The sequence below is a fragment of the Halomonas sp. EF61 genome, from assembly GCF_040147045.1.
Classification (GTDB): Bacteria; Pseudomonadota; Gammaproteobacteria; order Pseudomonadales; family Halomonadaceae; genus Halomonas; species Halomonas litopenaei.
On the sequence record NZ_JAMSHM010000001.1, the window covers coordinates 746813 to 771665 of the forward strand.

At 61.4% G+C, this 24853-nt stretch carries 30 protein-coding genes; all 30 read right to left on the reverse strand.

Translation table 11 applies throughout. From position 1 onward, the window contains the following. Positions 1-7 precede the first annotated feature (7 nt). A complete protein-coding gene (secY, locus tag NFI08_RS03215; RefSeq protein ID WP_045990842.1) occupies positions 8-1339 on the reverse strand; it encodes a preprotein translocase subunit SecY in 1332 nt (443 codons plus the stop codon). After that, the gene (rplO, locus tag NFI08_RS03220) at positions 1340-1774 is read right to left on the reverse strand and encodes a 50S ribosomal protein L15 (RefSeq protein WP_045990843.1); all 435 of its coding nucleotides are present in this window, start codon (positions 1772-1774) and stop codon (positions 1340-1342) included. Positions 1775-1777: 3 nt separating this feature from the next. After that, positions 1778-1960: a 50S ribosomal protein L30 gene (gene rpmD / locus NFI08_RS03225; protein WP_045990844.1), complete on the reverse strand. Its 183-nt coding sequence runs from the start codon at positions 1958-1960 to the stop codon at positions 1778-1780. A 6-nt stretch (positions 1961-1966) separates the two neighbouring features. Continuing rightward, complete coding sequence (gene rpsE / locus NFI08_RS03230; protein ID WP_045990845.1) at positions 1967-2467, reverse strand: 30S ribosomal protein S5; 501 nt, start codon at positions 2465-2467, stop codon at positions 1967-1969. Between the two features lie 11 nt (positions 2468-2478). After that, entirely contained in the window at positions 2479-2829 is a 351-nt protein-coding gene (rplR, locus tag NFI08_RS03235) for a 50S ribosomal protein L18 (RefSeq protein WP_045990846.1), read from the reverse strand. Positions 2830-2838: 9 nt separating this feature from the next. After that, the gene (gene rplF, locus NFI08_RS03240) at positions 2839-3369 is read right to left on the reverse strand and encodes a 50S ribosomal protein L6 (RefSeq protein WP_045990847.1); all 531 of its coding nucleotides are present in this window, start codon (positions 3367-3369) and stop codon (positions 2839-2841) included. 9 nt (positions 3370-3378) lie between these two features. Beyond that, positions 3379-3771, reverse strand: a complete 393-nt coding sequence (gene rpsH / locus NFI08_RS03245) for a 30S ribosomal protein S8 (protein WP_045990848.1) — start codon at positions 3769-3771, stop codon at positions 3379-3381. Positions 3772-3803: 32 nt separating this feature from the next. Then, positions 3804-4109: a 30S ribosomal protein S14 gene (gene rpsN, locus NFI08_RS03250; RefSeq protein WP_045990849.1), complete on the reverse strand. Its 306-nt coding sequence runs from the start codon at positions 4107-4109 to the stop codon at positions 3804-3806. Positions 4110-4119: 10 nt separating this feature from the next. Next, positions 4120-4659 carry a 50S ribosomal protein L5 gene (gene rplE, locus NFI08_RS03255; protein WP_045990850.1) on the reverse strand — a complete coding sequence of 180 codons (540 nt, stop codon included), beginning with the start codon at positions 4657-4659 and terminating at the stop codon, positions 4120-4122. Positions 4660-4677: 18 nt separating this feature from the next. Beyond that, positions 4678-4995: a 50S ribosomal protein L24 gene (rplX, locus tag NFI08_RS03260; protein WP_045990851.1), complete on the reverse strand. Its 318-nt coding sequence runs from the start codon at positions 4993-4995 to the stop codon at positions 4678-4680. 14 nt (positions 4996-5009) lie between these two features. Next, a complete protein-coding gene (gene rplN / locus NFI08_RS03265) occupies positions 5010-5381 on the reverse strand; it encodes a 50S ribosomal protein L14 (RefSeq protein WP_009723896.1) in 372 nt (123 codons plus the stop codon). Positions 5382-5429: 48 nt separating this feature from the next. Further along, positions 5430-5690, reverse strand: coding sequence for a 30S ribosomal protein S17 (gene rpsQ, locus NFI08_RS03270; RefSeq protein WP_045990852.1), 261 nt, complete (start codon positions 5688-5690; stop codon positions 5430-5432). 1 nt (position 5691) lies between these two features. Further along, positions 5692-5883: a 50S ribosomal protein L29 gene (gene rpmC / locus NFI08_RS03275; RefSeq protein ID WP_045990853.1), complete on the reverse strand. Its 192-nt coding sequence runs from the start codon at positions 5881-5883 to the stop codon at positions 5692-5694. After that, on the reverse strand, positions 5883-6296 hold the full coding sequence (gene rplP / locus NFI08_RS03280) for a 50S ribosomal protein L16 (protein ID WP_045990854.1): 414 nt from the start codon (positions 6294-6296) through the stop codon (positions 5883-5885). The genes rpmC and rplP overlap by 1 nt, the downstream gene beginning before the upstream one ends. A 15-nt stretch (positions 6297-6311) precedes the next feature. Then, a complete protein-coding gene (gene rpsC, locus NFI08_RS03285) occupies positions 6312-7010 on the reverse strand; it encodes a 30S ribosomal protein S3 (protein WP_045990855.1) in 699 nt (232 codons plus the stop codon). 11 nt (positions 7011-7021) lie between these two features. Then, positions 7022-7354, reverse strand: coding sequence for a 50S ribosomal protein L22 (gene rplV / locus NFI08_RS03290; RefSeq protein ID WP_045990856.1), 333 nt, complete (start codon positions 7352-7354; stop codon positions 7022-7024). An 18-nt stretch (positions 7355-7372) separates the two neighbouring features. Further along, positions 7373-7648: a 30S ribosomal protein S19 gene (gene rpsS / locus NFI08_RS03295; RefSeq protein ID WP_045990857.1), complete on the reverse strand. Its 276-nt coding sequence runs from the start codon at positions 7646-7648 to the stop codon at positions 7373-7375. Between the two features lie 33 nt (positions 7649-7681). Beyond that, entirely contained in the window at positions 7682-8512 is an 831-nt protein-coding gene (rplB, locus tag NFI08_RS03300; protein ID WP_108133879.1) for a 50S ribosomal protein L2, read from the reverse strand. A gap of 17 nt (positions 8513-8529) precedes the next feature. Continuing rightward, entirely contained in the window at positions 8530-8826 is a 297-nt protein-coding gene (gene rplW / locus NFI08_RS03305; RefSeq protein ID WP_045990859.1) for a 50S ribosomal protein L23, read from the reverse strand. Then, positions 8823-9431, reverse strand: coding sequence for a 50S ribosomal protein L4 (gene rplD / locus NFI08_RS03310; protein WP_045990860.1), 609 nt, complete (start codon positions 9429-9431; stop codon positions 8823-8825). The genes rplW and rplD overlap by 4 nt, the downstream gene beginning before the upstream one ends. 14 nt (positions 9432-9445) lie before the next feature. Then, positions 9446-10084 (reverse strand): 50S ribosomal protein L3, encoded by a 639-nt coding sequence (gene rplC, locus NFI08_RS03315; protein WP_045990861.1) that lies wholly within the window; start codon positions 10082-10084, stop codon positions 9446-9448. A gap of 152 nt (positions 10085-10236) precedes the next feature. Then, entirely contained in the window at positions 10237-10548 is a 312-nt protein-coding gene (gene rpsJ / locus NFI08_RS03320; RefSeq protein WP_045990862.1) for a 30S ribosomal protein S10, read from the reverse strand. A gap of 160 nt (positions 10549-10708) precedes the next feature. Further along, on the reverse strand, positions 10709-11902 hold the full coding sequence (tuf, locus tag NFI08_RS03325) for an elongation factor Tu (protein ID WP_045990863.1): 1194 nt from the start codon (positions 11900-11902) through the stop codon (positions 10709-10711). A gap of 28 nt (positions 11903-11930) precedes the next feature. Continuing rightward, positions 11931-14051, reverse strand: coding sequence for an elongation factor G (fusA, locus tag NFI08_RS03330; RefSeq protein WP_045990864.1), 2121 nt, complete (start codon positions 14049-14051; stop codon positions 11931-11933). Between the two features lie 30 nt (positions 14052-14081). Next, entirely contained in the window at positions 14082-14552 is a 471-nt protein-coding gene (gene rpsG, locus NFI08_RS03335; protein WP_023007554.1) for a 30S ribosomal protein S7, read from the reverse strand. Between the two features lie 112 nt (positions 14553-14664). Next, positions 14665-15039: a 30S ribosomal protein S12 gene (gene rpsL / locus NFI08_RS03340; protein WP_045990865.1), complete on the reverse strand. Its 375-nt coding sequence runs from the start codon at positions 15037-15039 to the stop codon at positions 14665-14667. A 148-nt stretch (positions 15040-15187) separates the two neighbouring features. After that, entirely contained in the window at positions 15188-19405 is a 4218-nt protein-coding gene (gene rpoC, locus NFI08_RS03345) for a DNA-directed RNA polymerase subunit beta' (protein ID WP_045990866.1), read from the reverse strand. A gap of 87 nt (positions 19406-19492) precedes the next feature. Next, positions 19493-23572 carry a DNA-directed RNA polymerase subunit beta gene (gene rpoB, locus NFI08_RS03350; protein ID WP_108133878.1) on the reverse strand — a complete coding sequence of 1360 codons (4080 nt, stop codon included), beginning with the start codon at positions 23570-23572 and terminating at the stop codon, positions 19493-19495. A 234-nt stretch (positions 23573-23806) separates the two neighbouring features. After that, the gene (rplL, locus tag NFI08_RS03355; RefSeq protein ID WP_108133877.1) at positions 23807-24181 is read right to left on the reverse strand and encodes a 50S ribosomal protein L7/L12; all 375 of its coding nucleotides are present in this window, start codon (positions 24179-24181) and stop codon (positions 23807-23809) included. Between the two features lie 80 nt (positions 24182-24261). Next, positions 24262-24765, reverse strand: a complete 504-nt coding sequence (gene rplJ / locus NFI08_RS03360; protein ID WP_045990869.1) for a 50S ribosomal protein L10 — start codon at positions 24763-24765, stop codon at positions 24262-24264. Positions 24766-24853: the final 88 nt, after the last annotated feature.

The window sequence follows — 24853 nt, forward strand, 5'->3', positions numbered from 1 at the left end:
CGGCGCCTTAGCGCATGATGCCGCCGCTACCGTAGCCTTTCAGGTTGGACTTCTTCATCACCGACTCATACTGGTGCGACATGAGGTGCGACTGCACCTGGGCCATGAAGTCCATGATGACCACGACCACGATCAGCAGCGAGGTACCGCCAAAGAAGAACGGCACGTTCCACGCTACGATCAGGAACTGGGGCATCAGGGAAACCGCAGTGATGTAGAGAGCGCCGAACAGGGTCAGACGAGTCATGACCTTGTCGACATAACGAGCGGTCTGCTCGCCAGGACGAATCCCCGGCAGGAAGGCACCCGACTTCTTGAGGTTGTCGGCCACATCCTTGGGGTTGAAGACCAGCGCTGTGTAAAAGAAGCAGAAGAATACCACCGCCGCCGCGAAAAGCAAGATATAAAGGGGCTGACCTGGGGCCAACGCCTGGGACGCGCGCTGCAACCATTCCATGCCGTCGCCCGCACCTACCCACTGACCGAGGGAGGCGGGGAACAACAGGATGCTCGAGGCAAAGATGGCCGGAATGACACCCGCCATGTTGACCTTGAGCGGCAGGTAGCTGCTCTGCCCTGCATACATCTTGTTGCCTACCTGGCGGCGCGGGTAGTTCACCGTGATCCGGCGCTGGCCGCGTTCGATGAACACGACGAACGCCACGGTGGCGATACCCAGAAGGCTAAGCGCCAACAGCGGCAACACATTCCACGCGCCCTCGTTGCGGGCAAGCTCGAAGGCTTGAGCCACAGCTCCGGGCAGGCCGGCGACGATACCCGCGAAGATCAGCAGCGAAATGCCGTTGCCGATGCCCTTCTCGGTGATCTGCTCACCCAGCCACATCAAGAACACCGCGCCACTCACGAAGGTGATGATCGCGGTGAAATAGAAGCTGAGATCGGCCGTATAGGCAATGCCTTGGCTGGCCAGACCCACGGACATGCCGGTGGCCTGAACCAGGGCCAGCACCACCGTGCCGTAGCGCGTGTACTGGCTGATCTTGCGGCGGCCGCTCTCGCCCTCCTTCTTCAACTGCTCGAGGTGGGGCGAGACGGCGGTCAGGAGCTGCATGATGATCGACGCCGAGATGTACGGCATGATGCCGAGGGCGAGGATACTCATGCGCTCCAGGGCACCGCCCGAGAACATGTTGAACATGCCCAGGATGGTGCCCTGCTGCTCCCTGAACAAGGCAGCAAGCTGGTCAGGATTGATACCGGGAACGGGTATGTGGGCACCGATACGGTAGACCACGATGGCGAGGAGCACGAAGCGCAGACGCGCCCACAGTTCACTCAGACCGCTGCCCATCGCCGGCATGTTTCCTGACTTGGCCATTTAGTCCTCTACCTTGCCACCGGCGGCTTCGATCGCTGCGCGGGCACCCTTGGTGACCCGCAGACCGCGAACGGTGACCGCCTTGTTCAGATCGCCGGAAAGGATCACCTTCGCATGCTGCGTGGAATCCTTCAGCACATTGGCTTCCTTGAGGCTTTCCAGGGTGACTTCGTCACCCGCGACCTTGGCCAGCTCGGCCAGGCGGACTTCCTCGGAAACCAAAGACTTGGCGGAGGTGAAACCAAACTTCGGCAGACGACGCTGCAGGGGCATCTGACCGCCCTCGAAGCCGGGCTTCACGCTGCCACCGCTGCGCGACTTCTGGCCCTTGTGGCCACGGCCGCCGGTCTTGCCCAGACCGGAACCGATGCCACGACCGACGCGCTTTTCAGCGTGCTTGGAGCCCGGTGCCGGGCTCAGGCTGTTAAGTTTCATGGATTACTCTCCCTCAACACGCACAAGGTAGTTGACCTTGTGGATCATGCCGCGAACGGCAGGGGTGTCTTCCAGTTCAACCGTGTGACCGATGCGGCGCAGGCCGAGGCCCTTCATGGTGGCCTTGTGCTTGGCCAACGTGCCGATGGTGCTGCGGGTCTGGGTAACCTTGATCGTAGCTGCCATGGTGTATTACCCCGTGATCGCTTCGACTGAGAGACCGCGCTTGGCGGCCACGTCTTCCGGCGACTGCATGGAAGCCAGGCCATTCACGGTCGCGCGGACCACGTTCACCGGATTGGTGGAGCCATAGCACTTGGCCAGGACGTTGTGCACGCCGGCCAATTCCAGCACGGAGCGCATGGCGCCGCCGGCGATGATACCAGTACCGTCAGAGGCCGGCTGCATGTACACCTTGGAGGCGCCATGACGTGCCTTGACCGGATACTGGAGGGTACCGCCGACCAGGTTCACCTTGATCATGTTGCGGCGCGCCTGGTCCATCGCCTTCTGAATCGCGACCGGCACTTCACGTGCCTTGCCACGACCGAAGCCGACGCGACCGTTACCGTCGCCCACGACAGTCAGAGCGGTGAAGCCGAAAATACGGCCACCCTTGACCACCTTGGCGACACGGTTGACCTGCACGAGCTTTTCCTGCAGATCGCCGTTTTGCTGTTCGTTCTTCGCCATCGTAAAACCCTTTAGAATTCCAGGCCGCCTTCACGTGCGGCGTCGGCCAGGGCCTTCACACGACCGTGGTACTTGAAGCCAGCGCGGTCGAAGGCCACCTGGGTGATGCCCGCTTCCTTGGCGCGTTCAGCGATCAGCGCACCAACTTTGGCTGCGGCGTCTGCATTGCCGGTCGAACCCTCGCGCAGGCTCTTGTCCAGCGTGGAAGCGCTGGCCAGGACCTTGCCACCATCCGGCGAGATAATCTGCGCGTAGATGTGACGGGGGGTACGATTGACGCACAGGCGAGACACGCCCAGCTCGCGGATCTTCGCGCGAGCGCGGCGGGCACGACGGAGACGAGATTCTTTCTTCGCGTTCATAACCCTGCCTTACTTCTTCTTGGCTTCTTTACGGCGGACCTGCTCATCCGCGTAACGCACACCCTTGCCCTTGTAGGGTTCAGGCGGACGGAAAGCGCGGATTTCCGCTGCGACCTGGCCGAGCTTCTGCTTGTCCGCGCTCTTCAGCACGATGACGGTGTTCTTCGGCGTTTCCGCCGTGACACCTTCAGGCAGTTGATAGTCGACCGGGTGAGAGAAGCCCAGTGTCAGGTTGAGCGTCTGGCCTTTCGCTTGAGCGCGATAACCGACGCCGATGATTTCGAGAGACTTGGTAAAGCCCTCGGACACGCCGGTGACCAGGTTCTGAACCAGGGCACGGGTGGTGCCGACCATGGCCCAGCTCTTAGCAGATTTGCTCGGCTGGAAGGTCAGCTGGCCATCTTCCTGCGCGACCACGACATCGTCGTGAACGGGCATGGAGAGGGTGCCCTGACCGCCTTTGGCGGTCAGCGTGGCGCCGTCGATCTTGACCTCGACGCCAGCGGGCACTTTAACCGGATATTTGGCTACGCGGGACATTCCAAACTCCTAGAATACGGTGCAGAGGACTTCGCCGCCGACACCAGCCTGACGCGCGGCACGATCGGTCATCACACCCTTGGAGGTGGTGACGATCGCGACACCCAGGCCATCGGCGACCTTCGGCAGCGCATCCTTGCCCTTGTAACTACGCAGGGACGGCTTGGAAACCCGCTGCAGATGCTCGATGACCGGCTTGCCTTCGAAGTACTTGAGGCTGACGGTCAGCTCGGGCTTGGCTGATTCGCTCACGGCGAAGTCAGTGATGTAACCCTCTTCTTTCAGCACGCGGGCCACTTCAACCTTGATCTTGGAGGACGGCATGGTGACCGTCTCCTTGGTGGCCTGCTGCGCATTGCGGATACGGGTAAACATATCCGCCAGAGTGTCTTGCATGCTCATTTAACTTGCGCTCCTGATGATTCTACGTGGCGTTACCAGCTGGACTTCTTCAGTCCGGGCACGTCGCCACGCATGGCGGCTTCACGCAGCTTGTTACGGCCAAGGCCGAACTTGTTGTAGTAGCCGTGCGGACGGCCAGTCACGCGGCAGCGGTTACGCTGACGCACGGGGCTGGAGTCACGCGGCAGCGACTGCAACTTCAGCTGCGCATCGAAGCGCTCCTCATCGGAGCTGTTCACGTCCTGGATGATCGCCTTGAGCTCAGCACGCTTGGCAGCATACTTCTCAACCAGTTGCGTGCGCTTCAGTTCACGCTCAATCATGCTCTTCTTTGCCATGATCCCACCCCTATTTCTTGAACGGGAAGTTCAGTGCACTCAAGAGCGCACGACCTTCGTCATCGGTGTTGGCAGTGGTGGTGATGGTGACATCCAGACCACGAATCCGGTCGATCTTATCATACTCGATCTCCGGGAAGATGATCTGCTCACGCACCCCCATGCTGTAGTTGCCACGACCGTCGAAGGACTTCGGGTTGAGACCACGGAAGTCACGAACGCGGGGGATCGCGATATTCACCAGGCGATCGAGGAAGTCCCACATGCGCTCACTGCGCAGTGTGACCTTCACGCCGATCGGCCAGCCTTCACGCACCTTGAAGCCCGCGATGGACTTACGTGCCTTGGTCACCATCGGCTTCTGACCGGAGAGCTTCTCCAGGTCGCCGACGGCAGCGTCGATCAGCTTTTTATCGCTGGTCGCTTCGCCGATACCCATGTTCAGAGTCACCTTGGTGATCCGGGGTACCTGCATAACGTTGGCGTAGCTGAACTGCTCTTTCAGTTGAGCCACCACCTCGTTTTGATAACGTTCTTTCAAGTTCGCCATTTTGCTACCCGACTCGCGTTAGGCGTCGATCTGCGCTTGCGTCGACTTGTAGATACGTACCTTGGTACCGTCTTCCTTGATCTGGAAGCCGACGCGATCCGCCTTACCGGTCTCCTGATTGAAGATGGCTACGTTGGACGCGTGAATCGGAGCCTCGCGCTCGACGATACCGCCCTGATTGCCGGCCATGGGGTTCGGCTTGGTGTGACGCTTGATCATGTTCACACCCGCTACCACGAACCGCTCGTCCTTGAGGACGCGCTTCACGGTACCGCGCTTACCCTTGTCCTTGCCGGCGATGACGATCACTTCATCATCACGTTTGATCTTTTGCATGTCGCCTCGCTCCCTTACAGCACTTCAGGCGCTAAGGAAATGATCTTCATGAACTTCTCGTTGCGAAGTTCACGCGTCACCGGCCCGAAGATACGGGTACCGATCGGCTGCTCGTTGGTGTTGTTCAACAAGACGGCCGCATTTCCATCGAAGCGAATCAGCGAACCGTCGCTGCGACGGACGCCACTGCGGGTCCGGACAACTACCGCCTTCAGCACCTGGCCTTTCTTGACCTTGCCGCGCGGAATAGCTTCCTTCACCGTGACCTTGATGACGTCACCAACGCGAGCGTAGCGGCGGTGTGAACCACCCAGCACCTTGATGCACTGCACCCGGCGCGCTCCGCTGTTGTCGGCGACATCCAGCATTGTCTGAGTCTGAATCATCGGTTTTCTCCAAACCTAAACTGACTGCACGAGGTTAAGGCCGTGGCCTTAACCCTTGGCCTGTTCGACAACCTCGACCAGGGTCCAGGCCTTCTTCTTGGACAGCGGACGGCATTCCTGGATGGATACCGTGTCACCGGCCTTGGCCTGGTTGGTCTCGTCGTGGGCGTGCAGCTTGGTGGAGCGCTTAACGTATTTGCCGTAGATCGGGTGGCGCTCACGACGCTCGATCATTACAACGATGGACTTGTCCATCTTGTCGCTCACCACCTTGCCGGTGAGCGTACGGGCTTTTTTCTCTTCGGCCATCTCAGACACCTGCCTTCTCGTTGAGCACAGTCTTCACGCGGGCGATATCCCGACGAACCTGCTTGAGCAGATGAGTCTGGCTCAGCTGGCCGGTGGCCTTCTGCATGCGCAGGTTGAACTGCTCGCGGAGGAGTTCGAGGAGCTGCTCGTTGAGCTGCTCGGCGGACTTTTCACGAATTTCCTGGGCTTTCATCACATCACCGTCCGTTTCACAAAGGTGGTGGAGACCGGGAATTTCTGGGCGGCCAGTGCGAAAGCTTCGCGGGCCAGTTCCTCGGAAACGCCTTCGATCTCGTAAAGGACACGACCGGGCTGGATCTGTGCGACCCAGTACTCGACGGAGCCCTTACCTTTACCCATCCGGACTTCCAGGGGCTTCTTGGAAATCGGCTTGTCCGGGAAGACACGGATCCAGATCTTGCCGCCACGCTTGACGTGACGGGTGATGGCACGACGGCCAGCTTCGATCTGACGGGCGGTGACACGACCGCGGCCGGTGGCCTTGAGGCCGAACTCGCCGAAGCTCACTTTGCTTCCGCGATGCGCCAGGCCACGGTTGCGGCCCTTCTGCACCTTACGGAATTTTGTACGCTTGGGTTGTAACATCGAATCGCTCTCCCCTTACCTGGAACCTTTCTTCTTGGAGGGCGCTGCCTGGCTCTGCTTCGCCTTGGCGCGGACCTCCTCGATGCCCCCGAGGATTTCACCCTTGAAGACCCAGACCTTGACACCGATGATGCCGTAGGTGGTCTTGGCTTCGTAGGTGGCGTAATCGATGTCCGCACGCAGGGTATGCAGCGGAACACGACCTTCGCGGTACCACTCGGTGCGGGCAATTTCCGCGCCGCCGAGGCGACCGGAGAGCTGCACCTTGATGCCGCCAGCGCCCAGACGCATGGCGTTCTGGACAGCGCGCTTCATGGCGCGACGGAACATCACACGGCGCTCGAGCTGGCCGGCAATGTTCTGTGCGACGAGCTGAGCATCCAGCTCGGGCTTGCGAACTTCCTCGATGTTGACGTGAACAGGCACGCCCATCATCTCGGTAACGTCGCGACGCAGGCGATCGACATCTTCGCCCTTCTTGCCAATCACGATACCCGGACGGGCAGTGTGAATGGTGATGCGCGCGTTGTTCGCGGGACGCTCGATGGTGATCTTGCTAACGGAGGCGTTTTTCAGACGCTCTTCCAGGAAGCTACGCACCGCGAGGTCGTTGTTGAGCTTATCGGCATAGGCGCCGCGCTCGGCGTACCAGACAGAGGTATGGTCTTTGACGATACCCAGTCGGATGCCTGTCGGATTGACTTTCTGACCCATCTGGTCGACTCCTACTTCTCGGCTACCTTGACGGTGATGTGGCAAGTGCGCTTCAAAATGCGATCCGCACGGCCTTTGGCGCGCGGACGGATGCGCTTGAGCGTCGTACCCTCATCGACACAGATGGTCGAGACGCGCAGCTCGTCGATGTCCATGCCGTTGTTTTCTTCCGCATTCGCGATGGCGGACTGCAGCACCTTCTTGACCAGCTTGGCCGCCTTCTTCGGTGAGAAGGTCAGCAGGTCGATTGCTTCGGCGACAGGCTTACCGCGCACCTGATCAGCCACCAAACGGGCCTTCTGGGCGGATAAACTGGCGCCACGCAGCTTTGCTGTGACTTCCATCTCTTAATCCTCTCTGGCTTACCGTTTGGCTTTCTTATCCGCCGCATGGCCGCGATAGGTGCGGGTAGCAGCGAATTCGCCCAGCTTGTGGCCAACCATTTCCTCGGAGACGTGCACCGGGACGTGTTGGCGACCGTTATGGACTGCAATGGTGAGCCCGACCATGTTGGGCAGGACCATTGAACGACGCGACCAGGTCTTGATCGGTTTGCGATCGTTCTTTTCCGCTGCAGTCTCAACCTTTTTCAGCAGATGAAGGTCTACAAAAGGACCTTTCTTCAGTGAACGTGGCACAGCCGTTACCTCTTAATGTCTTGGCGTGGGATCTTAACCGCGAGCCTTGCGGCGGCGGACGATCAGCTTGTCGGTGCGCTTGTTCTTGCGGGTCTTGTGGCCCTTGGTGGGCATACCCCACGGGGACACCGGATGACGACCACCGCTGGTGCGGCCTTCACCACCACCGTGCGGGTGATCCACCGGGTTCATCGCGACACCGCGAACAGTCGGGCGCACACCTCTCCAGCGCTTTGCACCGGCCTTGCCAAGTTGACGCAGGCTGTGCTCGGAATTGCTCACCTCACCCAGGGTCGCGCGGCACTCGGCCAGCACCTTGCGCATCTCGCCGGAGCGCAGACGCAGGGTGGCGTAGTTGCCTTCACGAGCCACCAGCTGGGCGCTGGTACCGGCGCTGCGTGCGATCTGAGCACCCTTGCCAGGCTTCAGTTCGATGCAGTGCACCGTGGAACCCAGCGGGATGTTGCGCAGCGGCAGTGCGTTGCCCTTCTTGATCGGCGCATTGACGCCGGACTCGAGGCGATCACCGGCACTCACGCCCTTGGGGGCGATGATGTAGCGACGCTCACCGTCGATGTACTTCAGCAGCGCGATGTGGGCGCTACGGTTCGGGTCATGCTCCAGGCGCTCGACGATGGCCGGAACGCCATCCTTGGTGCGCTTGAAGTCGATGATCCGATAGTGGTTGCGATGACCACCGCCGACGTGGCGAGTGGTGATGCGACCCTGGTTGTTACGACCACCGGACTTGGACTGCTTCTCGAGCAACGGCGCGTAAGCGCGGCCCTTGTACAGTTCCTCACCAACAATCTTGACGACGTGGCGACGACCGGCGGATGTGGGTTTTGTCTTGACGATTGCCATGATCCGTACTCCTGCCTTTACTCGGCGCCAGAGAAGTCTTCAAGCGTCTCGCCGGCGGCCAGTGTCACGTACGCCTTGCGATAACCCTTGCGCATACCAACACCATGCGCGGTGCGCTTGGTCTTGCCCTTCACGTTCAGAACAGAAACGCGATCGACCTTCTTGCCGAACAGCTCCTGGACGGCAGCCTTGATCTCGGGCTTGGTTGCGTCACTCGCCACCTTGAACACGTACTGGTTACGCTCGGCGGCCATGGCGGCCTTCTCGGTCACGTGCGGACCAAGCAGAACCTTGAATACACGCTCCTGGTTCATGCCAGCTTCTCCTCGAATTTGCGCAGTGCGGAGACGGTAGCCAGGACCTTGTCGAAGGCGACCAGGCTGACCGGGTCGGCGGCGGCGACGTCCACCACATCCACGTTGGGGATGTTGCGGGCTGCCAGGTACAGGTTCTCGTCGACTTCTTCGGTGACGATCAGCACCTTCTCCAGGCCCAGGTCGGAAAGCTTGGCGACCAGCTGCTTGGTTTTGGGTGACTCGACAGAGAAGGCATCAACGGCAACAAGACGCTCCTGACGGACCAGCTCGGACAGAATCGAGCGCATGGCCGCACGGTACATCTTGCGGTTGACCTTCTGGGAGTGATCCTGCGGACGGGCCGCGAAGGTCACACCACCGCTGCGCCAGATCGGCGAGCGAATGGTACCGGCGCGAGCGCGACCGGTGCCCTTCTGGCGCCACGGCTTCTTGCCGCCGCCACGGACGTCGGAGCGGTTCTTCTGGGCGCGGGTGCCCTGACGACCACCAGCCAGATAGGCGGTGACGACCTGGTGCACGAGCGCTTCGTTGAATTCTTTGCCAAAGGTAGCGTCGGACAGCTCAACGGTCCCGGCGCTTGCACCTGCAAGATTCAGATTCATTGGAAAGTTCCCCTTCAGCCAGCTTTGACGGCGCTGCGCACGATGACATCACTGCCGGTAGCACCAGGAACGGCGCCTTTGATCAGCAGCAGGTTGCGCTCGGCATCGACACGGACGATTTCCAGGCTCTGAACGGTGCAACGTGCGTTGCCCATCTGGCCGGCCATCTTCTTGCCCTTGAACACGCGGCCCGGGGTCTGGCACATGCCGATGGAACCCGGAGCACGGTGGGACAGAGAGTTACCGTGGCTGTTGTCCTGGGTACGGAAGTTCCAGCGCTTCACTGCGCCTTGGAAGCCCTTACCCTTGGAGGTGCCGGTCACGTCAACGCTTTGACCAGCTTCGAAGAGGGATACGGTGAGTTCGCCGCCCACTTCCGGAGCTTCGTCGCCTTCGCTCAGGCGGAACTCCATCAGGGAACGACCAGCCTCGACACCTGCCTTGGCGTACAGGCCAGCTTGGGCCTTGGACAGATGCTTGGCTTTGCGGGAGCCGGTTGTCACCTGGACCGCGGCGTAGCCGTCGGATTCGACAGACTTCACGCAGGTCACGCGGTTGGGATCAACCTCGATAACGGTTACGGGCACAGACGCGCCGTCTTCGGTGAAGACACGGGTCATGCCGGCCTTCCTACCGACCAAACCGATAGTCATGCTTAGTCTCCTTTAGTGTACGGGGCTATCACCCGCTATGGCTGCCCTTTCCAGAGCATTCCACTAGCACGTTGTGTAACGCCATCCCGGCGTGGCGGCTGCTGAACCTCTACTGGATGAGAGGGACGCTGGGCCGCGAGTGTCTAGTGATATCAGTCGAGCTTGATTTGCACGTCCACGCCAGCGGCGAGGTCGAGCTTCATCAGGGCATCAACGGTCTTCTCGGTCGGCTCGACGATGTCGAGCACACGCTTGTGGGTACGAATCTCGTACTGATCACGGGCGTCCTTGTTCACGTGCGGGGAAACCAGCACGGTGTAACGCTCGCGATTGGTCGGCAGAGGAATCGGACCACGAACCTGGGCGCCGGTACGCTTGGCGGTTTCAACAATCTCCGCGGCGGACTGGTCGATCAGGCGATGGTCGAAAGCCTTCAACCGAATGCGAATCTTCTGGTTCTGCATTTGCCCTAACTCCAATGGAACTTGACGGCGCGAGCCGTCAACCCACGCATTCAAAGGATGCGCATTATATGCGCCGCGCCATCGAGAGTCAAACCCTCAATGACGATGCGCAGAAAAGGGGGCTCCTTGCGGAGCCCCCTTCGGTGATCACCGGTCTGATTTAGACCAGGATCTTGGCCACGACGCCAGCGCCGACGGTACGGCCGCCTTCGCGGATGGCGAAGCGCAGACCTTCGTCCATGGCGATCGGAGCGATCAGGTTGACGACCATCTGGACGTTGTCGCCCGGCATGACCATCTCGACGCCTTCCGGCAGTTCACAGGTACCGGTGATGTCGGTGGTACGGAAGTAGAACTGCGGACGGTAGCCCTTGAAGAACGGAGTGTGACGACCACCCTCGTCCTTGCTCAGCACGTACACTTCCGCCTCGAACTGGGTGTGCGGAGTGATGGTGCCCGGCTTGGCCAGAACCTGACCACGCTCGACTTCGTCACGCTTGGTACCACGCAGCAGGGCACCGACGTTCTCGCCAGCACGACCTTCGTCGAGCAGCTTACGGAACATCTCGACACCGGTAACGGTAGTCTTGGTGGTGTCCTTGATACCAACGATCTCGATCTCTTCGCCCGGCTTGACGATGCCGCGCTCGACACGACCGGTCACAACGGTACCGCGACCAGAGATGGAGAACACGTCTTCGATCGGCATCAGGAACGGCTGGTCGACAGCACGCTCCGGCTCGGGGATGTAAGCATCCAGAGCCTTGATCAGGTTGGCAACGGCGGTAGTACCCATGCCGTTGTCGTCCTTGCCTTCCAGAGCCATCAGGGCAGAGCCGGTGATGATCGGAGTGTCGTCGCCCGGGAAGTCGTACTCGGACAGAAGTTCACGAACTTCCATCTCGACCAGCTCGAGCAGCTCTTCGTCGTCGACCATGTCGGCCTTGTTCAGGAACACGACGATGAACGGAACGCCAACCTGACGAGACAGCAGGATGTGCTCGCGAGTCTGCGGCATGGGGCCGTCAGCAGCGGAACAGACCAGGATAGCGCCGTCCATCTGGGCAGCACCGGTGATCATGTTCTTGACGTAGTCAGCGTGTCCCGGGCAGTCGACGTGAGCGTAGTGACGCTCCTCGGACTGATACTCGACGTGAGAGGTGGCGATGGTGATACCACGCTCACGCTCTTCCGGAGCATTGTCGATGGTGTCGAACTCACGCCAGTCACCGCCGAACACCTCGGCAGAAACGCGAGTCAGGGCCGCCGTCAGGGTAGTCTTGCCGTGGTCGACGTGACCGATGGTGCCGACGTTGACGTGCGGTTTGGAACGTTCGAATTTTTCCTTAGCCACTGCTATGACCTCTTTCGTTAGCTAACGGTTAACCGTTCTGGTTGATGACGGCTTCAACGACGCTGGACGGCGCCTCTTCGTAGTCCGCAAACTCCATGGTGTAGCTTGCGCGGCCCTGGGTCTGAGAGCGCAGGTCGGTTGCGTAACCGAACATCTCAGCCAGCGGCACGGTGGCGCGAATGACCTTGCCGGAGGAAGAGTCATCCATACCCTGGACCAGGCCCCGGCGGCGGTTCAGGTCGCCCATGACGTCACCCATGAATTCTTCAGGGGTCACGACCTCGACCTTCATCACCGGCTCGAGCAGAACTGCCTTGGCCTTGGGAGCGCCTTGCTTGATCGCCATGGAAGAGGCGACCTTGAACGCGGTCTCGTTGGAGTCCACGTCGTGGTAGGAACCGTCGAACAGCGTTACCTTGACGTCGATCATCGGGTAGCCCGCGATGACACCGTTCTGGAGCTGCTCATAGGCCCCTTTCTCGACGGCCGGCACGTATTCCTTCGGAACCACGCCGCCGACGATCTCGGAAGCGAACTTGAAGTGCATCTCTTCGTCGTCGCCCTTGTCTTCGGCCGTCAACGGCTCGATGCGCAGGTGTACGTGACCGTACTGACCGCGACCACCGGACTGACGAACGAACTTGCCTTCCTGCTCGACGCTCTGACGAATCGTCTCACGGTAGGCCACCTGCGGCTTGCCGATGTTCGCCTCGACCTTGAACTCGCGACGCATGCGGTCAACGATGATGTCGAGGTGAAGCTCGCCCATGCCGGAGATGATGGTCTGGCCAGTCTCTTCGTCGGTCTTGACCTGGAAGGACGGATCTTCCTGGGCCAGCTTGCCCAGTGCAATACCCATCTTTTCCTGGTCAGCCTTGGACTTCGGCTCCACGGCCACGGAGATAACCGGATCCGGAAACTCCATGCGCTCGAGAACGATCTTGTCGTTCAGGTCGCACAGGGTATCACCGGTGGTCACGTCCTTCAGGCCGATACAGGCGGCGATGTCGCCGGCCAGAACTTCCTTGATCTCCTCGCGCGAGTTGGAGTGCATCTGGACGATACGACCGACGCGCTCCTTCTTCTGCTTGACGGAGTTGTAGACGCTGTCGCCTGACTTCAGCACGCCGGAGTAGACGCGGATGAAGGTCAGGGTGCCAACGAAGGGGTCGGTCGCGATCTTGAACGCCAGCGCGGCGAAAGGCGCACTGTCATCGGCCTCACGGGTCGCGATGGTGCCGTCCTTGTCGTCGAGCTCACCTTCGATCGCCTTGACCTCGGTGGGTGACGGCATGTACTCGATGACGCCATCGAGAACGGCCTGAACGCCCTTGTTCTTGAACGCAGAGCCACAGGTGACCAGCACGATCTCGTTGTCGAGGGTACGACGACGCAGACCAGCCTTGATCTCGTCGTTGGTCAGCTCGCCCTCTTCGAGGTACTTGTCCATCAGCTCTTCGGACGCCTCGGCGGCGGCCTCGACCATCTGCTCGCGATACTCTTCGGCGGTCTCCTGGAGCTCCGCCGGGATATCGACGAGGTCGTAGTTCATCCCGAAGTTGTCTTCATCCCACAGGATGGCCTTCATCTGGATGAGGTCGATGACGCCCTTGAACTCGTCCTCGGAGCCCCAGTTGATCTGGATCGGCACGACGTTGGCGCCGAGACGATCCTTCAGCTGGTTGACGACCATGAAGAAGTCAGCGCCGCTGCGGTCCATCTTGTTGACGAACACCATGCGCGGAACTTCGTACTTGTTGGCCTGGCGCCAGACGGTCTCGGTCTGCGGCTGCACACCGGAGGAGCCACACAGCACGACGACGGCACCGTCAAGCACACGCAGGGAACGTTCGACTTCGATGGTGAAGTCAACGTGTCCAGGGGTGTCGATGATGTTGATGCGGTGCTCATCGAACTGCTTGTTCATGCCCTGCCAGAAGCAGGTGGTCGCCGCGGAGGTGATGGTGATACCACGCTCCTGCTCCTGCTCCATCCAGTCCATGGTGGCGGCGCCCTCATGGACCTCACCGACCTTGTGGGACAGACCGGTGTAGAACAGGACACGCTCGGTAGTAGTCGTCTTACCGGCGTCGACGTGGGCCACGATACCGATATTGCGGTAACGCTTAAGCGGAGTCTTGCGAGCCACGATGTAACTCCCGTTGGTTGGCGATGCGCTTTAGAAGCGGTAGTGAGAGAAGGCCTTGTTGGCTTCTGCCATGCGATGCACGTCTTCACGCTTCTTGACTGCCGAACCCTTGCCTTCGGCTGCATCCAGCATTTCGCCAGCCAGACGCTGCACCATGGTCTTCTCGCCACGACGGCGAGCGGCGTCCACCAGCCAGCGCATGGCAAGCGCCTGGCGGCGGGACGGACGGACTTCGACCGGCACCTGATAGGTCGCACCGCCGACGCGGCGAGACTTCACCTCGACCATGGGCTGGATGGTTTCCAGCGCCTTGTCGAAGATTTCCAGCGGCTCTTCATTGGAACGCTCGGCAACCCTGTCCAGCGCACCATAGACGATACGCTCAGCTACGGACTTCTTGCCGCTGATCATCAGGTGGTTCATGAACTTGGCCAGACGCTCGGATCCGAACTTGGGATCCGGCAGAATCTCGCGCTTGGCCGCAACTCTTCTTCTAGGCATGATAAGCCCTCGGTTGAAGGGTCCTTCAGGTAAACCCGAGACTCGCGCTTGGCGGCTCGACCTTACTCTTATCAGACCGGGTCAAACTTGGTAATGGAAAGCGACGCAGCCCTTAGGACTTCGGACGCTTGGTGCCGTACTTGGAACGGCCCTGACGACGGTTCTGGACACCGGAGGTGTCGAGAGCGCCGCGAACGGTGTGATAACGCACACCCGGAAGGTCCTTTACTCGACCGCCACGAATCAGGACCACAGAGTGCTCCTGGAGGTTGTGGCCTTCACCGCCGATGTAAGAGGACACCTCGTAGCCGTTGGTCAGGCGCACACGGCAGACCTTCCGCAGTGCGGAGTTCGGCTTCTTCGGGGTGGTGGTGTAGACGCGGGTGCAGACGCCGCGCTTCTGCGGGCAGGCCTGAAGCGCAGGCACGTCGGTCTTCGCGGCCTGACGCTTGCGCGGCTTGCGCACGAGCTGATTAATCGTTGCCATAGCTGTTAGCTGACTCCAATGGGTTGCCTAAGCCTTTTCACAGTGGCGCGGATACACCCACCCCACTGTTAAAGGCTGCGCATTCTACTGGCTGATGCCAAGGCGCGTCAAGCCCGGAGCCGCAAAGGCTCCAGGCTTTTTGCCGACATCAGATCTCGTCGTCGTCCGAGTCCAGCGCGGTGAGCTGGGCGCCCAGCTCCTGCTCGACGTCGTAGGCCGACGGCTGGAGCAGTCGCTCGGTGTCTTCACGCTTGCGACGACGCTCCTCGTGGTGGGTCAGACCGGTACCGGCCGGGATCAGACGTCCCACCACCACGTTTTCCTTCAGGCCGCGCAGGTAGTCGCGCTTGCCGGTGACCGCCGCTTCGGTCAGCACGCGGGTCGTCTCCTGGAAGGAGGCCGCAGAGATGAACGACTCGGTGGCCAGGCTGGCCTTGGTGATACCCAGCAGCAGGCGCTGGTACTTGGCCGGGAACTTGTCATTGGCCTGGAGCACGGCATTCTGCTCCAGCACACGGACCAGCTCGACCTGATCACCCGGAATGAAGTCGGAGTCACCGGCGTCGGTGATCTCGACCTTGCGCAGCATCTGACGCACGATCACTTCGATGTGCTTGTCGTTGATGCCAACGCCCTGCAGACGATAGACGTCCTGTACCTCGGCCACGATGTACTTGGCCAGCTCGGCGATGCCGAGCAGTCGCAGGATGTCGTGCGGGTTGCTCGGACCATCCGAGATCACCTCGCCCTTCTCGACCGTCTCGCCCTCGAACACCGCGATCTGACGCCACTTGGGAATCAGCATCTCGAAGGGGTCGCCTTCGGACGGGGTGATGGTCAGACGACGCTTGCCCTTGGTTTCCTTGCCGAAGCTGATCACACCGCTGATCTCGGCCAGGATGGACGGCTCCTTCGGCTTGCGCGCCTCGAACAGGTCGGCCACGCGCGGCAGACCACCGGTGATGTCCTTGTTGCCGGACGCCTCCACCGGGATACGCGCGACGATCTCACCGATGCCGATGGACGAGCCATTGTCGACGGTGACGATCGCCTTGCCGGGCAGCGGGTACTGCACCGGAGTGTCGCTGCCGGAGACGGTCACCGGCTTGCCGGCGGCGTCGTTGAGCATGATCATCGGGCGCTTGTCGCGACCGGCCATCGGCCGCGCCGCGGACTCGATGATCTCGATCGAGGACAGACCGGTCATCTCGTCGACGCTGCGGTGCATGGTCAGGCCTTCGTCCATGTCGACGTAGTGCACCTGGCCTTCCGCTTCGGCGACGATCGGGTGGGTGTGCGGATCCCACTTGGCCACGGCCTGGCCGGGATCGACCGCGTCACCGTCACGCACCGAAAGCTCGGCACCGTAAGGCAGCTTGTAGTACTCACGCTCGCGGCCATGCTCGTCGGCCACCGCCAGGGCGCTGGAGCGCGACACCACGACCAGCTTGCCGTCGGCACGTTCCACGTACTTGATGTTGTGCAGGCGCACCTTGCCGCCATGCTTGACCTGGACGCTGTCCACCGCAGAGGCCCGCGAGGCGGCACCACCGATGTGGAAGGTACGCATGGTCAGCTGGGTACCCGGCTCACCAATGGACTGGGCGGCGATGACGCCGGCCGACTCACCGATGTTGACCTGGTGGCCACGGGCCAGATCGCGCCCGTAACAGGACGAACACACACCGTGACTGGTTTCACAGGTGATGGTGCTGCGCACGATGATCTCGTCGACGCCCATGGTGTCGAGCTGCTCGCACCAGGCCTCGTCCAGCAGGGTGCCGCGCGGAATCAACACTTCGTCGGTGCTCGGGTCGATGACGTCCTGAGCGACCACACGGCCGAGTACACGCTGGGCCAGCGAGACGATGATGTCGCCGCCTTCGATGACCGGGTGCAGGGTCAGGCCACGCTCGGTGCCGCAGTCGACCTCGGTGATGACCACGTCCTGGGCGACGTCGACCAGACGACGGGTCAGGTAACCGGAGTTGGCGGTCTTCAGAGCGGTATCCGCCAGACCCTTACGCGCACCGTGGGTCGAGATGAAGTACTGGAGTACGTTCAGACCTTCGCGGAAGTTGGCGACGATCGGGGTCTCGATGATAGAGCCATCCGGCTTGGCCATCAGACCACGCATACCCGCCAGCTGGCGGATCTGGGCGGCGCTACCACGGGCACCGGAGTCGGCCATGATGAACACGCTGTTGAAGGAGTCCTGTTCGACTTCCTTGCCTTCGCGGTCGATCACGGTCTCCTTGGAGATGCCCGCCATCATCGCCTTGGCGACCTGGTCGTTGGCACGCGCCCAGATATCGATGACCTTGTTGTACTTCTCGCCCGCGGTCACCAGACCGGAGGAGAACTGGTCCTCGATTTCCTTGACCTCTTCCTCGGCCGCCTCGACGATCTCGGCCTTGGCGTCCGGGATGACGAAGTCGTTGACGCCGATGGAGGCGCCGGACCAGGTGGCCAGACGGAAGCCGGTGTACATCAGCTGGTCGGCGAAGATGACCGCGGCCTTGAGACCGGCGCGACGATACACTTCGTTGATCAGCTTGGAGATGGCCTTCTTCTTCATGGCCTGGTCGACCAGATCGAAGGGCACCCCTTGCGGCAGGATGCGGAACAGCAGCGCACGGCCGACGGTGGTGTCACGCAGACGGCGGTGCTCGGAGCGCTCGCCGGTCTCTTCGTCGATGTCGACCTCGTCCAGGCGCACCTTGACGCGGGCGTGCAGCGACACGTTCTGGGTGCCGAAGGCGCGCTCGACCTCGTTGAGGTCGGAGAACACCATGCCCTCGCCCTTGGCGTTGATGCGCTCGCGGGTCATGTAGTACAGACCCAGCACCACGTCCTGGGACGGCACGATGATCGGCTCGCCGTTGGCCGGTGACAGCACGTTGTTGGTGGCCATCATCAGCGCGCGCGCTTCGAGCTGGGCTTCCAGCGTCAGCGGCACGTGCACGGCCATCTGGTCACCGTCGAAGTCGGCGTTGTAGGCGGCACACACCAGCGGGTGCAGCTGGATCGCCTTGCCTTCGATCAACAGCGGCTCGAACGCCTGGATACCGAGACGGTGCAGGGTCGGGGCGCGGTTCAAAAGCACCGGGTGCTCGCGGATGACGTCGGCGAGGATGTCCCACACCTCCGGCAGCTCGCGCTCGACCATCTTCTTGGCGGCCTTGATGGTGGACGCCTGGCCGCTGGCCTGCAGCTTGGAGTAGATGAACGGCTTGAACAGCTCAAGCGCCATCTTCTTGGGCAGACCGCACTGGTGCAGACGCAGGGTCGGGCCCACGGTGATGACCGAGCGGCCGGAGTAGTCGACGCGCTTGCCCAGCAGGTTCTGACGGAAACGCCCCTGCTTGCCCTTGATCATGTCGGCCAGCGACTTCAACGGACGCTTGTTGGAGCCGGTGATGGCGCGACCGCGACGACCGTTGTCGAGCAGCGCATCGACGGACTCCTGCAGCATGCGCTTCTCGTTGCGCACGATGATGTCCGGCGCGTTGAGGTCGAGCAGACGCTTCAAGCGGTTGTTGCGATTGATCACGCGACGGTACAGATCGTTGAGATCCGAGGTCGCGAAGCGGCCGCCATCCAGCGGTACCAGCGGACGCAGGTCCGGCGGCAGCACGGGCAGCACTTCCATCACCATCCACGCCGGATCGTTGCCGGAGCCCTGGAAGGCTTCGAGCAGCTTCAGACGCTTGGACAGCTTCTTGATCTTGGTCTCGGAGTTGGTCTGCGGGATCTCTTCGCGCAGACGCTCGATCTCTTCCTCGAGATCGATATCCTTGAGCATCGCCTGGACGGCCTCGGCACCCATACGGGCGTCGAAGTCATCGCCGAACTCCTCGAGGGCCTCGAAGTACTGCTCGTCGTTGAGCAGCTGGCCACGCTCGAGGGTGGTCATGCCGGGATCGACGACCATGAAGCTCTCGAAATAGAGCACGCGCTCGATGTCGCGCAGGGTCATGTCCATCAGCATGCCGATGCGAGACGGCAGCGACTTCAGAAACCAGATGTGGGCGACCGGACTTGCCAGCTCGATGTGCCCCATGCGCTCGCGGCGCACGGCGGCCTTGGTGACTTCGACGCCGCACTTTTCGCAGATGATGCCGCGGTGCTTCATGCGCTTGTACTTGCCGCACAGGCACTCGTAGTCCTTCACCGGACCGAAGATCTTGGCGCAGAACAGGCCATCACGCTCGGGCTTGAAAGTCCGGTAGTTGATGGTCTCCGGCTTCTTGACCTCGCCAAAGGACCAGGAGCGGATCATGTCCGGCGACGCGAGCGTGATCTTGATCGCGTCGAACTCGTCGGACTGTGACTGCGATTTGAGGACTTTCACCAAATCTTTCATTAGGTCGGCTCCGTTGCGGAGTTGTCATGGGCGGGGAGCTATTGCTCCCCGCGGACCGTCATTCATTGAAGCGCCTTTCGGGCCGCCTCAGCTCTCCAGTTCGATATCGATGCCCAGCGAGCGGATTTCCTTCACCAATACGTTGAAGGATTCCGGCATGCCCGCCTGCATGGTGTGATCGCCATCCACGATGCTCTTGTACATCTTGGTACGACCTTCCACGTCATCGGACTTGACCGTGAGCATTTCCTGCAGAGTGTAAGCGGCGCCGTAGGCCTCCAGGGCCCAGACCTCCATCTCACCAAAGCGCTGACCACCGAACTGCGCCTTGCCGCCCAGCGGCTGCTGGGTGACCAGCGAGTAGGAGCCGGTGGAACGCGCGTGCATCTTGTCGTCGACCAGGTGGTTGAGCTTCAGCATGTACATGTAGCCCACCGTCACCGGACGATCGAACGACTCGCCGGTACGCCCGTCGTACAGGGTCATCTGGCCGGAATCCGGCAGATCGGCCAGCTTCAGCAGGTGCTTGATCTCGTGCTCCTTGGCACCGTCGAACACCGGCGTCGCCATCGGCACGCCCTTCTTCAGGTTCTTGGCCAGCGCGATGATCTCGTCATCGGACAGCGACTCGATCTCCTCGACGCGGGTACCCTGGGTGGAGTTGTAGACCTCACCGAGGAACTCGCGCAGCTGAGTGAGCTGCTGCTCGCGGGCGTCACGCAGCATGTGCTCGATCTTCACGCCGAGACCGCGGGCCGCCATGCCCAGGTGCGTCTCGAGGATCTGACCGACGTTCATCCGCGACGGTACACCCAGCGGGTTCAGCACCACGTCGATGGGCTCACCGTTGTCGTCGAACGGCATGTCCTCGATCGGCATGATGGCCGAGATGACACCCTTGTTACCGTGACGGCCGGCCATCTTGTCACCCGGCTGCAGGCGACGCTTGATCGCCAGGTAGACCTTGACGATCTTGAGCACGCCCGGCGCCAGATCGTCGCCCTGGGTGAGCTTGCGCTTCTTGTCTTCGAAACGCTCGTCCATTTCCTTGCGACGGTTCTCGAGCTGCTCGTCGGCCTGAGCCAGCAGTTCATTGAGCTTCTCGTCCTGCATGCGCAGCTTGAACCACTGCTGACGCGGCAGCTCCTCGAGATAGTCCTCGGACAGCACATCATCCTTGGACAGGCGCGGACCACCGTTGACCGGCTGACCGGACAGGGTGCGCTTGAGACGCTCGAAGGTGGCGTCCTCGGCGATGCGGTAGGTCTCTTGCAGGTCCTTGCGCACCTCGTCGAGCTGCATCTGCTCGATGGACAGAGCGCGCGAGTCCTTCTCGACGCCGTCGCGGGTGAACACCTGAACGTCGATGACGGTGCCCTTCATGCCGGTGGGGGCACGCAGGGAGGTGTCCTTCACGTCGGACGCCTTCTCACCGAAGATCGCACGCAGCAGCTTCTCTTCCGGGGTCAGCTGGGTCTCGCCCTTGGGCGTGACCTTGCCGACCAGGATGTCGCCGGCGCCGACCTCGGCACCGATGTACACCACACCGGCCTCATCCAGCTTGCCCAGTGCCGATTCACCGACGTTGGGGATATCGGAGGTGATCTCCTCCGGCCCCAGCTTGGTGTCACGGGACACACAGGTCAGTTCCTGGATGTGGATAGTAGTGAAACGGTCTTCCTGGACCACCCGCTCGGACAGCAGGATGGAGTCCTCGAAGTTGTAGCCGTTCCACGGCATGAAGGCGATGCGCATGTTCTGGCCAAGCGCCAGGTCACCCATGTCGACGGACGGACCGTCGGCCAGGATGTCACCACGCGCGACGTTGTCGCCGGGGCGAACGATCGGACGCTGGTTCTGGCAGGTGTTCTGGTTCGAACGCAGGTACTTGGTCAGGTTGTAGATGTCGACACCGGCCTCACCGCCGATGATCTCGTCTTCGTTGACCCGCACCACGATGCGCTTGGCGTCGACCGAGTCGATCACGCCGCCACGACGGGCCACGGCACAGACACCGGAGTCACGGGCGACGAAGCGCTCCATGCCGGTACCGACCAGCGGCTTGTCGGCACGCAGGGTCGGCACCGCCTGACGCTGCATGTTGGCACCCATCAGGGCGCGGTTGGCGTCATCGTGCTCGAGGAACGGAATCAGTGCGGCGGCGACGGACACCACCTGGCGCGGAGACACGTCCATCAGCGTCACCTGTTCGGGACGCATGAAGGTGGTCTCGCCGCGGTGACGCACCTGGACCAGATCGTCGACCAGCTTCTTGTCGGCGTTGACGGTGGCCGAGGCCTGGGCGATGACGAAGTCACCTTCCTCGATGGCCGACAGGTGCACCACCTCGTCGGTGACCACACCATCCACGACCTTACGGTACGGCGTCTCGAGGAAGCCGTAGCTGTTGGTGTGGCTGTAGGTCGCCAGCGAGTTGATCAGGCCGATGTTCGGACCTTCCGGCGTCTCGATCGGGCAAAGACGGCCGTAGTGGGTAGCGTGAACGTCACGCACCTCGAAACCGGCGCGCTCACGGGTCAGTCCACCCGGGCCGAGAGCGGACACACGACGCTTGTGGGTCACCTCGGACAGCGGGTTGTTCTGGTCCATGAACTGGGACAGCTGAGAGGAGCCGAAGAACTCCTTCACCGCAGCGGCCACCGGCTTGGCATTGATCAGGTCCTGAGGCATCAGGCCTTCGCTCTCGGCCATGGACAGACGCTCCTTGACCGCGCGCTCGACACGCACCAGGCCGACACGGAACTGGTTTTCTGCCATTTCGCCGACGCAGCGGATGCGGCGGTTGCCCAGGTGGTCGATGTCGTCGACATCGCCAAAGCCGTTACGAATGTTGATCAGCTCGCGCAGCACGTCGAGGATGTCGGTACGATCCAGCACACCGGAACCGGTGTCGGAATCACGACGCAGACGACGGTTGAACTTCATCCGGCCGACGCCGGACAGGTCATAGCGGTCTTCGCTGAAGAACAGGTTGTTGAACAGCGTCTCGGCGGCTTCCTTGGTGGGCGGCTCGCCGGGGCGCATCATGCGGTAGATCTCGACCAGCGCCTCGAGCTGGGAACCGGTGGTGTCCAGCTTGAGGGTGTCGGAGACGAAGGGACCGCAGTCCAGATCGTTGGTGTAGAGCGTCTCGATGGTGGTGATGCCGGCCTGACCGAGGGCCTCGAGCAGCTCCGGGGTGATCTCGGAGTTGCAGGGGCAGATCAGCTCGCCGGTGGCGGGGTTGATCTGATCCTTGGCCAGGGTCTTGCCGAACAGGTAGTCCATCGGCACTTCCAGACGCTCGAGACCCGCCTTCTCCAACTGGCGGATATGCTTCTGGGTGACACGACGCCCCTCTTCGACGATGACCTCACCGTCGGCGCCCTTGATGTCAAAGGTCGCGGTCTCGCCACGCAGGCGAGACGGCACCAGCTCCACCGAGAAGCCGGACTTCTCGATGTGGAAGGTGCTGGTGTCGAAGAACTCGTCGAGGATCTCCTCGGCGCTCATGCCCAGCGCGCGCAGCAGCACGGACGCCGGCAGTTTGCGACGACGGTCGATCCGCACGAAGACGTTGTCCTTCGGGTCGAACTCGAAGTCCAGCCAGGAGCCGCGGTAAGGAATCACGCGAGCGGAGTACAGAAGCTTACCGGAGCTGTGGCTCTTGCCCTTGTCGTGATCGAAGAACACGCCGGGACTACGGTGAAGCTGAGACACGATGACGCGCTCGGTACCGTTCACCACGAAGGTACCGTTCTCGGTCATCAGGGGGATTTCCCCCATGTAGACTTCCTGCTCCTTGATGTCCTTGATGGCCTTGTTCGACGACTCCTTGTCGTAGATGATCAGGCGAACCTTGACACGCAGAGGAGCGGAGTAGGTGACGCCGCGCAGCTGGCATTCCTTGACGTCGAAGGCCGGAGTGCCGAAACGATAGCTGACGTACTCGAGCGCAGCGTTGCCGGAGAAGCTCTCGATCGGGAACACGGACCTGAAGGCGGCGTGCAGGCCGACTTCCATGCGCTCTTCGGGAGAGCGGTCCTGCTGGAGAAAGTCGTAGTAGGAATCAAGCTGGATGGCCAGCAGGTAAGGCACATCCATCACTTGGGGCAGTTTGCCGAAATCCTTGCGGATGCGTTTTTTCTCAGTGTATGAGTAAGCCATCTGTATTCCCCAGCTTGTTCACCATGGGTGACCGATGCGTGTCGGCGCCACCCGACGGACGGTCTCCGTCAGGCGCTGACGGCAAGTCCTCGGATGAGTGACTCGCCGTCGGAATTCTGCAAGCTACAGGCCCTTGGGGGCAGGCAGCTAGTGACAACAGAAAAAGGCCGGTAGCGGGCGTCCCGCCACCAGCCGTGGAAGCTTACGCAGCGCGTAAAGCCATGGGCACAAGGATTACTTGAGCTCCACGGACGCGCCGGCTTCTTCCAGCTTCTTCTTGGCTTCTTCCGCGTCGTCCTTGCTCATCGCTTCCTTGATGGTCGCCGGCGCGCCGTCGACGGCACCCTTGGCTTCCTTCAGGCCGAGACCAGTGATCTCGCGGACGGCCTTGATGACGTTGACCTTCTTGTCGCCAGCGGAGGTCAGCACCAGGTCGAACTCGGTCTGCTCTTCGGCAGCGGCGGCTTCGCCACCAGCGCCCGGGCCAGCCACGACAGCAGCAGCGGCGCTAACGCCGAACTTCTCTTCCATGGCTTCGATCAGCTCGACGACTTCCATGACGGACATGTCGGAGACGGCGTTGATGATATCTTCTTTGGTCAGTGCCATTGTCTAGATTCCTAACTTTGCGGGCGTCTCGGTCACCCGAGAACGCGAAATGGATCGTGGTCGGTCGACAGGACGACGCCTTAAGCGGCTTCTTCCTGCTTCTGGTCGCGCAGCGCAGCGAGAGTACGAACCAGCTTGCCGGCAGAAGCTTCCTTCATGACGGACATCAGCTTGGCGATCGCCTCATCGTAGGTCGGCAGGGTCGCCAGACGGTCGATATCGCTTGCCGGGATCAGCTCACCTTCATAGGCCAGCGCCTTGACTTCGAAGTTCTTCTCATCCTTGGCGAACTCCTTGAACAGACGAGCGGCAGCGCCCGGATGTTCGTTGGAGAAGGCCAGCAGAGTCGGACCAACGAAGGTCTCTGACAGGCACTCCCAGGGAGTACCGGTCAGGGCGCGGCGTGCCAGGGTGTTGCGCACAACACGCACCTGGACGCCATTCTCGCGAGCCTGCTTACGCAGTTCGGTCATCTTGTGGACCGCGACGCCGCGAGAGTCGGCAACTACGACGGAGAGTGCATCCTTGGCGACTTCACTGACCTCGGCAACAATTGCCTTCTTGCCTTCGAGTGCTAGTGCCACTGTGATCACTCCTTCGTGCCGGAACCCGAGGGCTCCGATGGTTACCATCTCCCCTTCCGTAGAAGAGGGGCTTCAATGATGGTGCTCA